The following is a 13,277-nucleotide window of genomic DNA, read 5'->3' as shown; positions in this document are numbered from 1 at the left end:
GCCAAGCCTTGCACTGCCGACGACGGCTGGCAAGTTGCCTATTGTGATTCAGCATGGCAGCTCAGAGTGTGCGCTGCCGCTCGCCGACGGACCTTTTCATATGGCTCGGTAGTCCATTGCCGGGCTGAGTCCTCTGTATGATGCCGGCGAGCGTTCCTTTATTTGCCTTGGGGTGTGCCCGTGACCGACCTGTTCCGTTCCTGTTTCCGTCAGTGCCTGCTGCTGTGCTGCCTGAGTCTCGGCCTGCTCGCAGGGCCCGCGCTGGCGGCGCTGCCGGGGCCCCTGGCGAATGTGACGGGGAGCGGCGACAAGGTCAGCGATGCGCAGTTGCAGCAGTCGCTGGACCAGGTCATCAAGACGCTGGAGAACGAGCAGCAGCGGGCCGACCTGCTGAAGAAGCTCAAGCAGTTGCGCGATGTGAGCAAGAAGAGCGCGGACGAGCAGGGCGGCGTACTGGGCCTGATCGGCGACACCTTGGGCAGCCTGGAGAAGCAGTTCGAAGGCGCCAACAGCCCGGTGCTGCGCTGGAGTTCGCTGTTCGCCCAGGCCCGCGACGAACTGGAGACCCGCATCCCGTCCTGGCAGGAATGGTCGGGGATGCTCTTCGACTTCTTCCTGGTGACCTTGCTCTGGGCCTGCGTGGCCGTGGGGCTGCGCTGGGTGGCGCGGCGCATGCAGGAGCGCTTCGGCCTGGCCAACGAACTTCCGCAGCATCCCAAGACCCGCGACCTGCTGCTGTTCGCCCTGCGCAAGCTCGGCCCCTGGCTGGTGGCGTTCCTGATCACCCTCTACCTGTCGGTGGTGCTGCCCAGCTCCCTGGGCAAGCTGCTGGCGATGGTGATGGCCTATGTGCTGGTGTGCGGCACGCTGTTCTCCGCGCTGTGCGTGATTTCCCTGTCGCTGCTCAGCGGCCCGCACCGCATGCGTGCGCTGGATATCCTGCGGCGGCGCGCCTTTCGCCCCTTGTGGCTGATCGGCAGCCTGGCGTCGCTGGGCGAGGTGATGCACGACCCGCGCGTCACCGACAGCCTCGGTCCGAGCACGGCGCTGTGCGTCGGCTCGCTAGCGAACATCTTCGCGGCGTTGTTCACCGCGCTGTTCGTCCTGCAGTTCCGCCGGCCGATCGCCCACCTGATCCGCAATCAGCCGCTGGAACGCCGCCTCAAGCGCCGAGGCCTGCACGAGCTGGTCGAGCTGGTGGGTTCGCTGTGGTTCCTGCCGGTGCTGGTGCTGGTGGGGATTTCCCTGTTCGCCACCGTGGTCACCGCCGGCGACAGTACCTATGCCCTGCGCCGCGCGTTGTTGTGCGCCCTGATCGCGGTGGTGGCGATGACCGTCAACGGCCTGATCCGCCGCGCCCACCTGCGTTCCTCGCGCCATGGCAGCCGCCGCAGCGCGCCCTATGTCGAGCAGTTGCAGAATTTCGCCTACACCTTGCTGCACATCGCCAACCTGCTGGTGTTCCTGGAGATCGGCCTGCGCGTCTGGGGCATGTCGCTGATCGCCTTCACCGAAGGCGACGGCTCGGAGATCAGCCTCAAGCTGATCAGCTTCGGCACCACCCTGCTGGTGGCCTGGCTGGTGTGGATTCTTGCCGACACGGCGGTCCAGCACAGCCTTGGCCTGGGCGGCAAGAACCGCAGCAACACCCGCGCGCTGACCATGCTGCCGCTGATCCGCAACGTGCTCTTCGTGACCATTGCGGTGATTGCGCTGATCGTCGCGCTGGCCAACATGGGCATGAACGTCACCCCGCTGCTGGCAGGCGCGGGCGTCATTGGCCTGGCCATCGGTTTCGGCGCGCAGTCGCTGGTGGCGGACCTGATCACCGGCCTGTTCATCATCATCGAGGACTCGCTGTCCATCGACGATTACGTGGATGTCGGCGGCCACCTCGGCACCGTCGAGGGCCTGACCATCCGCACCGTGCGCTTGCGCGACCTGGACGGCGTGGTGCATACCATCCCGTTCAGCGAGATCAAGAGCATCAAGAACTACTCGCGGGAGTTCGGCTACGCGATGTTCCGCTGGCCGGTGCCCGCCAGCATGCCGATCGACGATGCGGTGACACTGGTCCATGAGGTGACCCGCGACCTGCGCGGCGACCGCACCATCAGCCGCGCCATGTGGTCGGCGCTGGAGATGCAGGGTGTGGAGAGCTTTGACAACGGCCAGGCGATCCTGCGCTTCCGCCTGAAGACCGCGCCGATCCGACAGTGGGAAGTGCAGCGCGCCTTCAACCTGCGCCTGCGCCAGAAGCTGGACAAGGCTGGCCTGGAGCTGGCGATGCCGCGCCTGAACGTGCAGCTTTCACGGATGCGCACTTCGCAGCGCGACGATGACGACGGGCGTGGCGCGCCGGCGGACGGCGGGATCTGAGGTATCCGTAGGGCGTACAGCCGTTCGCGGTTGTACGCCGATTCACCGCGCCCTGTCGTCGGAGCCGTGGCCAGCCCCGGAGTGGTCTGGGGCCAAGGTCAGACGGCGTATAACGTCGAACGTTATATGCCCTACGCTCCGTGGTGCTTGCTTGTATGGCGTAGGGTAGGACCCGGTCGGAGAGTTCGTTCGCAGGCACGGCCCGGGTGTTTCCCTGGAGCCGCTGTTTTATCCGCCCATAAAAAAGGCCTCCCGAAGGAGGCCTTAATACTGACGCTATTTATAGGTATTCGTGGATCAGACGCTGTAGTACAGGTCGTATTCCAGCGGGTGCACGAAGGTGCGCACCTTGATTTCTTCTTCCGACTTCAGCTCGATGTAGGCATCGATGAACTCGTCGGTGAACACGCCGCCCTTGGTCAGGAACGCACGGCCCTTGTCGAGTTCTTCCAGCGCCTCTTTCAGGCTGCCGCAAACCTGCGGGATTTCCTTCGCCTCTTCCGGCGGCAGGTCGTACAGGTTCTTGTCAGCGGCATCGCCGGGGTGAATCTTGTTCTGGATGCCGTCCAGGCCGGCCATCAGCAGCGCGGCGAAGCACAGGTAGGGGTTGGCAGCCGGGTCCGGGAAGCGCGCTTCGATGCGGCGGGCTTTCGGGCTGGAAACGTACGGAATACGGATCGAGGCGGAACGGTTGCGGGCCGAGTAGGCCAGCATGACCGGGGCTTCGAAGCCCGGAACCAGACGCTTGTAGGAGTTGGTGGCCGGGTTGGTGAAGCCGTTCAGGGCTTTACCGTGCTTGATGATGCCGCCGATGAAGTACAGGGCGGTGTCGGACAGGCCGGCATAGCCTTCGCCAGCGAAGGTGTTCTTGCCATCCTTGGAGATGGACATGTGAACGTGCATGCCCGAGCCGTTGTCGCCGTACAGCGGCTTCGGCATGAAGGTCACGGTCTTGCCGTAGGCATCGGCAACGTTGTGGATGCAGTACTTCAGGGTCTGCACTTCGTCAGCCTTGGCAACGAGGGTGTTGAACTTCACACCGATCTCGTTCTGGCCAGCGGTGGCCACTTCGTGGTGGTGAACCTCGATGACCAGGCCCATTTCTTCCATGGCGTTACACATGGCGGTACGGATTTCGTGGTCGTGGTCGACCGGCGGTACCGGGAAGTAGCCGCCTTTCACGCCCGGACGGTGGCCCTTGTTGCCCGACTCGATGTCAGCGTCGGTGTTCCAGGAAGCCTGCTCGGAGAAGATCTTGAACATCGAGCCGGAGATGTCGGACTTGAACTTCACTTCGTCGAAGATGAAGAACTCCGGCTCCGGACCTACGAATACGGTGTCACCGATACCGGTGGACTTCAGGTATTCCTCGGCGCGCTTGGCGATGTTGCGCGGGTCGCGCTCGTAGCCTTGCATGGTGCTCGGCTCGATGATGTCGCAGACGATGATCAGGGTCGGCTCTTCGGTGAACGGATCGAGCACGGCGGTGCTGTCGTCCGGCAGCAGGATCATGTCGGAGGCTTCGATGCCTTTCCAGCCTTCGATGGAGGAGCCGTCGAACATCTTGCCGGCTTCGAAGAAGTCATCGTCCAGCGCGTCGCGGGCGGGCATGGTGACGTGCTGCTGCTTGCCTTTGGTATCGGTGAAGCGCAGGTCAACCCACTTCACGTCATGATCTTTGATCAGTTGTTGCGACTTGTACGACATGCTGTCCTCCAGGAGGGATTAGAGCTGGGAGCTTTCTGTGCCCCAGTATCGGGTGATGCCGGCCGGATAGTCCGCCAGGGCAACCTGCCTCACAAGAGAGCAAGTTGCGTGCCAGTGCCCGCAATCGTGCAGAAGCGCTGATTTCCGGGGCTTTGGCGAACGTAACCAGGAATTGCGGGGTAATTGTGCACTGTTTTAGTGCCTCGTCATGGTGCATCCGTCCATTTTGGTGCACCCAAAAGAAAGTCTCCGAATTCTGCTCAAGTCTTGAGCAATTTCGGATATAATCTTGCCCCTTTTTTTCTGTCCCATGGCAATCGCCCGGTCCGCATGAAACTCATCGTCAAGGTCTTCCAGGAAATCACCATCAAGAGCCGGCCGGTGCGCAAGCGCTTCATCCGCCAGCTGGCGAAGAACATTCGCACGGTGCTCCGCGACCTCGACCCCGAGCTGCGGGTGGAAGGCGAGTGGGACAACCTGGACGTCGAGACCCAGGTCACCGACCCGAAGGTCCTGCGCGAGATGATCGAGCGCCTGACCTGCACGCCGGGCATCGGCCACTTCCTGGAAGTGCACGAGTACCCGCTGGGCGACTTCGACGACATCCTGGAGAAGTGCAAGCTGCACTTCGGCGACAAGCTGCCGGGCAAGATCTTCTCCATGCGCTGCAAGCGCGCCGGCAAGCATCCGTTCACCTCCATCGATGTCGAGCGCTACGTCGGCGGCGGCCTGCGCCAGCAGTGCGGCGCCGCGGGCGTGTCGCTGAAGAATCCGGAAGTGCAGGTGCGGGTGGAAATCCGCTACGACCGCCTGTACGTGATCCACGCCCAGCATGAGGGTCTCGGCGGCTACCCGCTGGGCGCGCTGGAGCAGGTGCTGGTGCTGATGTCCGGTGGTTTCGACTCCACCGTGGCGGCCTACCAGATGATGCGCCGTGGCATGATCAGCCACTTCGTGTTCTTCAACCTCGGTGGCCGTGCCCATGAACTGGGCGTGATGGAAGTCGCCCACTATCTATGGGAGAAGTTCGGCCGTTCCCAGCGCGTGCTGTTCGTCAGCGTGCCCTTCGAGGAAGTGGTCGGCGAGATTCTCACCAAGGTCGACGACAGCTACATGGGCGTGACCCTCAAGCGCATGATGCTGCGCGCCGCCAGCCGCGTGGCCGAGCGCCTGGAGCTGGACGCGCTGGTGACTGGCGAGGCGATTTCCCAGGTGTCCAGCCAGACCTTGCCGAACCTCTCGGTGATCGACCGGGTGACTGACACCCTGGTGCTGCGCCCGCTGATCGTCAGCCACAAGCAGGACATCATCGACACCGCGACGAAGATCGGCACCGCCGAGTTCGCCAAGCACATGCCCGAGTACTGCGGCGTGATCTCGGTGAACCCGACCACCCAGGCCAAGCCCTACCGCGTCGACCACGAAGAAACCAAGTTCGACATGGCCGTGCTCGACCGCGCCCTGGAGCGCTCCACCCAGATGACCGTCGACCGCGTGATCGACGAGCTGGGCAAGGACCTGCCGGTGGAAATGGTCGACGAGGTGCTGCCCGGCCAGATCGTGGTCGACATCCGCCACCCGGATGCCCAGGAAGATGAACCGCTGGCGCTCGAAGGCATCGAAGTCCTGGCCATGCCGTTCTATGCCATCAACAGCAAGTTCAAGGAACTGGACCCCAACCGCCAGTACCTCCTGTACTGCGACAAGGGCGTGATGAGTCGCCTGCATGCCCACCATCTGGTCAACGAAGGGCACACCAATGTGCGTGTTTACCGTCCGCAATAAAGGCGCGGACCAACGCCGCCAGCCCGGACTGTTCGGCGGCAGCATCCGCCATCGACCACCCGACACATTCGGTGCGTAGGCTCACGCCCTGACCTTTTGCACCGCCGCGCCACGGCCCGGCCCCGCTGCCAGAGAGGCAGCCAAAGATTCACTATCGAGACTGACACTGTGATCGAAAAACTGCGCAATATCGCCATCATCGCCCACGTCGACCATGGCAAGACCACCCTCGTTGACAAGCTGCTGAAGCTGTCCGGCACCCTCGACCGCAAAGAAGCGGAAAACGAGCGCGTGATGGACTCCAACGACCAGGAAAAAGAGCGTGGCATTACCATTCTGGCGAAGAACACCGCCATCAAATGGAATGACTACAACATCAACATCGTGGACACCCCCGGCCACGCCGACTTCGGTGGCGAGGTAGAGCGCGTGATGTCCATGGTGGACTCCGTACTGCTGGTGGTCGACGCCCAGGACGGCCCCATGCCGCAGACCCGCTTCGTGACCCAGAAGGCCTTCAAGGCCGGCCTGCGTCCGATCGTGGTGGTGAACAAGATCGACCGTCCGGGCGCGCGTCCTGACTGGGTCATCGACCAGATCTTCGACCTGTTCGACAACCTGGGCGCTACCGACGAGCAACTGGACTTCCCGATCGTCTACGCCAGCGCCCTGAACGGCATCGCCGGCCTCGACCACGAGAAGATGGACGACAACATGGACGCGCTGTTCCAGGCGATCATCGACCACGTTCCGGTTCCCCAGGTCGACGTCGACGGCCCGTTCCAGATGCAGATCTCCCAGCTGGACTACAACAGCTTCCTCGGCGTGATCGGCATCGGCCGTATCGCCCGCGGCAAGGTCAAGACCAACACCCCGGTGGTCGCCATCAGCGACGACGGCACCAAGCGCAACGGCCGCATCCTGAAGATCATGGGTCACTCCGGTCTGCAGCGCGTTGAAGTCGCCGAAGCCGAAGCCGGTGACATCGTCTGCGTATCGGGTATGGACGAGCTGTTCATCTCCGACACCCTGTGCGATCCGCAGAACGTCGAAGCGCGCCCGCCGCTGACCGTCGACCAGCCGACCGTGAGCATGACCTTCCAGGTCAACGACTCGCCGTTCGCCGGCCGCGAAGGCAAGTTCGTCACCAGCCGCAACATCAAGGAGCGTCTGGACAAGGAACTGCTGCACAACGTGGCCCTGCGCGTCGAGCAAGGCGACTCCCCGGAGAAGTTCAAGGTCTCCGGCCGTGGCGAGCTGCACCTGTCGGTTCTGATCGAAACCATGCGCCGTGAAGGCTTCGAGCTGGCCGTGGGCCGCCCGGAAGTGGTAATCATCGAGAAGGCCGACGGCGAGAAGCAGGAGCCTTACGAGAACGTCACCATCGACATCGAGGAACAGCACCAGGGTCCGGTGATGGAGCAGATGGGTCTGCGCAAGGGCGACATGACCAACATGATCCCCGACGGCAAGGGCCGTATCCGCCTGGAATACGTGATCCCGGCTCGCGGCCTGATCGGCTTCCGTAACGCCTTCCTGACCATGACCTCGGGCACCGGCATCCTGACCTCCACCTTCGACCACTATGGTCCGATCAAGGCCGGCGACGTTGCTCACCGCCTGAACGGCGTGCTGGTGTCCATGGCCACCGGCACCGCGCTGACCTACTCCCTGGAAACCCTGCAGGACCGCGGCAAGCTGTTCCTGTCCCCGGGCGACGAAGTCTACGAAGGCCAGCTGGCCGGCATCCACAGCCGCGACAACGACCTGGTGATCAACCCCACCAAGGCCAAGAAGCTCGACAACATGCGCGCTTCGGGCAAGGACGAGACCATCCAGCTGACCCCGGCGCTGAAATTCACCCTGGAACAGGCCCTGGAATTCATCGACGACGACGAGCTGGTGGAAGTGACTCCGAAGTCCATCCGTCTGCGCAAGAAGATGCTGAACGAGAACGACCGCAAGCGCTACGAGCGCAGCAAGGTCTAAATCGACCAGCAACACGAAAGAGCCGGGCTTATGCCCGGCTTTTTCTTGCCCGGCATTCGGGCCCGACCGCCGCCGCTCCTTGTAGGAGCGAGCTTGCTCGCGAACCGACTCCACCGCGGGGCTTTGTGCGTGAACAGGGGCCCAGCGCCCCTCGGTCCAACGAAAAGCCACCGCCTTCGCGTGGCCGCAAGGCAGTGTCGCGACGTCTGAATGTTCAAGGCTGTGAGTGTGTAGCAGACCGGTCACGGACTCGGACCGATATACTCAGCCTCCCGGACATCGCCGTCCGGCTCGGGATGGATTCGTACAGAACTTCAAGGATTTGAAAGCATGCAATGGATTTTCATGCTGGTCGGTCTGGTCATCGGCGCCGCTGCGGGTGAGTCGATCATCGGCGCTGTACTGGGTGCGGTCGCCGGCCTCGCCCTGGGGCAAGCCGTCGCGTTGCAGGGGCTGAGGCAGGAGAACGCCGGCCTGCGTCGCGAGCTGAAAGCCTTTGGCGAGCGCTTCGAGCAGGGTACCCAGGCGCTGTATGAACGGCTGCTGCAGGTCGAGCGCCGCGCTGAGCAGACGCCGTTGTCCAGCGTCGAATTCGTCACTCCCGAGAAGCCCGAGGCTCCAGTGGAACCCGCTCCGGCAGCCGAAACGGTGCAGCCCGTTGCCGAAACCTCTGCGCCGGAGCTGGAATGGGATATCGAGCTGCCTGCCGCCGAGCCGTCGCCGGCGCCCGCTGCCGCCGCTCCCGCCGAGCCGGCCATCGAATGGTCCGAGCTGGCCCTCGAACCGCTGGAAACGTCTCAGCCTTCCCCGAGCCAATCCCAGGCGCGCGCCGAGGCGCCCCGGCCCCAGGCCGCTCCCGCCGTTCCACCGTCGCCGCCCAAGCCGCCGGCGCCGTCCTTGTTCGATCGGGCTTTCGGCGCTGCCCGCGACTGGCTGTTGGGTGGCAACACCGTGCTGCGCGTCGGCGTGGTGCTGCTGTTCCTCGGCCTGGCCTTCCTGCTGCGTTACGCCACCGAAGGCATGACCATGCCGCCCCAGGGCCCGTATATCGGCACTGCTTTCGCGGCACTGGCGCTGCTCGGCCTTGGCTGGTGGCTGCGTCAACGGCGCCCGGCCTACGCGCTGGTCCTGCAGGGCACCGGCGTCGCCGTGCTGTACCTGACGGTGTTCGCCGGTATCAAGCTGTACCCGGCCATGAACCACGGCGAGGTACTGATCGACCCGCAGGCCGGCTTCGCGTTGCTAGTGGCGGTCACCCTGTTCTCGGCGATCCTGGCCATCCTCCAGGACGCCCTCGGCCTCGCCGCCGCTGCCGCGCTGGGCGGCTTCGCCGCGCCGATCCTGGCATCCAGCGGGGGCGGTAATCACGTCGCCCTGTTCAGCTATTTCGCCCTGCTCAACGCCGGCATCCTCGCCATCGCCTGGTTCAAGGCCTGGCGCATGCTCAACCTGATCGGCTTCTTCGGTACCTTCGGCATCGGCCTGGCTTGGGGGCTGCGCTCCTACAAGCCCGAGCTGTTCGCCACCACCGAACCGTTCCTGGTCCTGTTCTTCCTCACCTATGTCGCCATCGGCCTGCTGTTCGCCCGCCGCCGCCTGCGCGAAGCCACCGGGGCGCCGGAGGATGACTCCCGTGACGCCTTGCTGCGCTGGTCGGCGCGGCAGACCGACTATGTCGATGGCACCGTGCTGTTCGGCACGCCGCTGGTGGGCTTCGGCCTGCAATACGGCGTCATCCAGCACCTGGAGTTCGGCGCGGCATTCAGTGCCCTGGCGCTGGGGCTGTTCTACATGATCCTGGCGCGCCTGCTGGCCGGGCGCACCGCCGGCCGCGCATTGCTGCTGGTGGAGACCTGTCTGGCGCTGGGCGTGGTGTTCGGCACCCTGGCCATTCCGCTGGGCCTGGACGCACGCTGGACCTCCGCTGCCTGGGCCGTGGAGGGCGCCGGTATCTACTGGCTCGGCCTGCGTCAGCAGCGGCCGCTGGCGCGCATCTTCGCGCTGCTGTTGCAGATCGGCGCGGCGCTGGCGTTCCTCGCCGACCTGCGTTCCGATCCGCTGTCGCTGCACCTGCTGGAGGGCGCGCCGCTGGGCGCACTGATGCTCGGTGTGGCGCTGCTGTTCAGCTTCTGGAACCTGCGCAATGCCAATACGCAGACGCTGCGCAGCTGGGAGCCGAACGTCCGCCCGCTGCTGGCGACCTTCGGCCTGGGCTTCCTCTACCTGATCGCGCCGCTGTGCCTGGGGGCCGACGGCACCGCGATGATCTGGGCGGTGGCGGGGCTGGCGACCTTGTTCGCCGGCCTGCGCCTGCGTTCGCGTACCTTCCTGGCCTGCGCCTTCGCGGTGCAACTGCTGGGCGGTGCGATCTTCCTCCTGCATCTGCGCGGAGCCGAGGCGGGGAGCGGTGTGCTCGGCTCGGGTTGGCGCGGACTGGTGACCGCCTCGTTGATTGGCCTCGCGCTGATTGCCGCCATGCTGATCGCCGCGCGGGATTCCCTGGTGCGCGACGACCGCCGGCTGATGCTCGGTCTGAGCGTCGTCCTGCTGCTGGGGCTGGCCTTCATCAACCTCGCCGTGCTGTTCGTGCTGCCGTGGCGCACGGCGGCCGCCGTCTGGGCCGGCAGCGGCCTGCTGATCCTCTGGCTGAGCCTGCAACTGCAGCAGCGCGCGGCCTTCGTCTTCGGCCTGGTGCTGCAGGTGATCGGTGCCGGAGCCTTCCTGCTCGGTGGCCCGGCGCTGTTCGGCGACCTGCCTAGCGAGGGGCTGAAGCCGCTGGCGCACATGGGCTTCTGGACTCCGGCGGTACTGGCGCTGGCGGCGCTGGTCGGTGCCTGGCGCCTGCATCGGGCCAGCGCGCACGAGCGTCGTCTGGCGCTGGGCGGGCTGGGCCTGGAGCAACTGTCGCAATTGCTGTTGATCTGGGGCGCCGGCTGGTGGGCGCTGACCGCGCTGTGGGAGATCGCCCGCTTCGTGCCGGCGCCGATGCGCGAGCACGTGGCGCTGCTGGTGGCCGCCGTCAGCGTGGCGCTCTGGTCGCTGCTGGCGCGCCGCGATCAATGGCGTGCGCTGGCGTTGCTGTGCCTGGCGCTGTCGCCGCTGGGCGTGGTGGCGCTGGCCAGTGCCTGGAACCTGGAATACCACCCGTTGGCGCAGCTGGGCTGGCTCGGTTGGCTGGCGCTGTTCGCGGTGCATTTCTTCGCGCTGCGCCGACTCGATGCGCTGTTGCCACGCGTGGCGGCGCGGGCGGCCCACGTGCTGGGTTGCTGGTTGATCCTCGCGGTGGCGGCGCTGGAGCTGCGTTACCTGTTCTTCGCCCTGGCCGAGCACTACAACGCCTGGCGCTGGCTGGGCTGGGCGCTGGTGCCGAGCTGCTACCTGATCCTGATGGGCGGCGTGCGGCGCCTGCCGTGGCCGGTGGCGGCCTTCGAGCGCGAATACCGGGCGATTGTCGCCGTGCCGGTAGCAGTGGCGCTGCTGGGCTGGTTCTGGCTGGTTAACCTGTTCAGCGACGGTTCGGCGGAGCCGCTGCCTTACCTGCCGCTGCTCAACCCGCTGGAGCTGGGCATGTTGATCGTGCTGGCGGCGGTGTTCCAGTGGACACGCCTGGGCCTGCCGCAACTCGGGATCGCCGAAGCGAGGCTGCGTCTGCCGGTGCAAGCCGTGCTGGGCGCCTCGCTGTTCGCACTGCTGACCATGGCGGTGTGCCGTACCGCGCATCACTGGGGCGGCGTGCCGTTCGAGGCCTTCGCCCTGCGCGAGTCGATGCTGGTGCAGGCAGGCCTGTCCATCGTCTGGGCGCTGATCGCGCTGGGTCTGATGATCGCCGGGCACCTGCGTGGTCGCCGCGATTTCTGGTTGGTCGGCGCGGCGCTGCTGGTAGTCGTGGTGGTCAAGCTGTTCCTGGTCGACCGCGCCAGCGGCGGCAGCCTGGAACGCATCATTTCCTTCATCGGCGTCGGCGTGCTGATGCTGATCGTCGGCTACTTCGCGCCGCTGCCGCCGCGCCGGCCCGCGCCCGACGAGCAACCGCAACAGGAGCAACCTTCCGCATGAAGCTCAAAGCTCTCGTCCTGCTCGCCGCAGCAGGGTTCTGCGGCGCAGCCGGCGCCGCGCCGACGCCGGCCGATTTTGCCCAGCGTGTGCCGCTGGAAACGTCCGGCAATGGCCCGTGGTACCGCGTCCAGCTGCCCATCGAGGTGCTGTTCGCAGCGCGCCATGGCGACCTGCGCGATGTGCGTATCTTCAACGCCGAAGGTGAGGCGCTGCCCTACAGCCTGCGTACCAGCGCCGCCAGCGAGAGCCGCGTGCGCAGCGAGGTGCAGGCGCGCATCTTCCCGCTGCGCGGGCAGAGCGGCAGCGCCGCCGCCGACAGCGTGAAAGTCGTGCGCAGCACCACGGGTACCATTCTGGAAATCACCCCGAACGTGCCGGCTCAGGACACGCAACCAGCCCTGCGCGGCTGGCTGCTGGAAACCGGCAGCGGTGACCTGCCGCTGGACCGCCTGCAACTGGACTGGACGGCCGCGACCGATGGCTTCCAGCGCCTGCGCATCGAGGCCAGCGACGACCTGGAGCACTGGCGTTCCCTCGGCGAAGGGCAGCTGGCGCGGCTGGACTTCAACGGCCAGCGTATCGAACAGAACGACATTGCCTTGCCCGGCGAAACGGCGCGCTACCTGCGCTTGTGGTGGGCGTCGCCGGAGCAGGCCGCGCAGTTGAACGGCGCCACCCTGAGCGGCAGCCGCAACAGCAGCGGGCCGATCCCCATGCTGTGGTCGGTACCGCTGGCGGCCAAGGCCGATGCCAACGGCGAATTCAGCTGGAGCCTGCCGCTGGCGCTGCCGGTGGAGCGGGTACGGATTCCGCTGCAACAGGCCAATACCCTGGCGCCGGTGGTGGTCTCCGGTCGCCACGACGGCAATGTGCAGTGGACGCCGCTGGCGCGTGGCGTGCTGTATCGCTTGCCGGGGGAGAGCGGCGAGATCACCCAGGAGGAACTGGAACTGCCGGGGGGCGCGGTCAGCCAATTGCGCCTGCAACCGGATACCCGGGGCGGTGGCCTGGGCGGCTCGACGGCGAACCTGAGCATTGGCGTGCGCGCCACCGAAGTCGTTTTCCTCGCCCGCGGTGGCGAGCCTTATCAACTGGCGGTCGGCAGCCCATCGGCCACTGATGGCAGCCTGCCGCTGTCCACCCTGGTGCCGGGCTTCGAGCCCAAGCGCTTGTCCACCCTGGGCGAGGCCCATCTCAAAGGCAACCTGCAGACCCCGGTGGTCGAGGCGCCGGGCGTGCAACCCAAGGCGGATGGCCGCTGGAAGCGCTACGGCCTGTGGGCCGTGCTGCTGGCCGGCGTCGGCCTGCTCGGGGTGATGGCGCTGAGCCTGTTGCGTAGCAGTCGCCCGCAAAACTGAGCA

Annotated in this window: 6 protein-coding genes; 5 read left to right on the top strand and 1 reads right to left on the bottom strand. The window is 65.7% G+C overall.

Annotated features, from left to right (window positions below; genetic code table 11):
* The first annotated feature begins 216 nt into the window (after positions 1-216).
* Positions 217-2,379, top strand: a complete 2,163-nt coding sequence (locus O6P39_RS24955; RefSeq protein WP_275612028.1) for a mechanosensitive ion channel family protein — start codon at positions 217-219, stop codon at positions 2,377-2,379.
* 297 nt (positions 2,380-2,676) lie between these two features.
* On the opposite strand, the gene glnA is transcribed toward O6P39_RS24955, so the two are convergent.
* Complete coding sequence (glnA, locus tag O6P39_RS24950) at positions 2,677-4,086, bottom strand: glutamate--ammonia ligase (protein WP_207886279.1); 1,410 nt, start codon at positions 4,084-4,086, stop codon at positions 2,677-2,679.
* Between the two features lie 330 nt (positions 4,087-4,416).
* Between glnA and thiI the strand changes: the two genes are divergently transcribed.
* The 4 genes from thiI (at position 4,417) to O6P39_RS24930 (ending at position 13,274) form a co-directional block, all read left to right on the top strand.
* Positions 4,417-5,871 carry a tRNA uracil 4-sulfurtransferase ThiI gene (gene thiI, locus O6P39_RS24945; protein ID WP_275609048.1) on the top strand — a complete coding sequence of 485 codons (1,455 nt, stop codon included), beginning with the start codon at positions 4,417-4,419 and terminating at the stop codon, positions 5,869-5,871.
* Positions 5,872-6,039: 168 nt separating this feature from the next.
* Positions 6,040-7,860 carry a translational GTPase TypA gene (gene typA / locus O6P39_RS24940; protein ID WP_275609047.1) on the top strand — a complete coding sequence of 607 codons (1,821 nt, stop codon included), beginning with the start codon at positions 6,040-6,042 and terminating at the stop codon, positions 7,858-7,860.
* A 330-nt stretch (positions 7,861-8,190) separates the two neighbouring features.
* On the top strand, positions 8,191-11,916 hold the full coding sequence (locus tag O6P39_RS24935) for a DUF2339 domain-containing protein (protein ID WP_275609046.1): 3,726 nt from the start codon (positions 8,191-8,193) through the stop codon (positions 11,914-11,916).
* Positions 11,913-13,274 (top strand): DUF3999 domain-containing protein, encoded by a 1,362-nt coding sequence (locus O6P39_RS24930; RefSeq protein WP_275609045.1) that lies wholly within the window; start codon positions 11,913-11,915, stop codon positions 13,272-13,274. Before O6P39_RS24935 ends, O6P39_RS24930 begins: the two co-directional genes overlap by 4 nt.
* Positions 13,275-13,277: the final 3 nt, after the last annotated feature.

Origin of the sequence: Pseudomonas sp. PSE14 (genome assembly GCF_029203285.1) — a bacterium.
Taxonomy (GTDB): domain Bacteria; phylum Pseudomonadota; class Gammaproteobacteria; order Pseudomonadales; family Pseudomonadaceae; genus Pseudomonas.
This window is presented reverse-complemented; position numbering and strand designations above follow the sequence as displayed.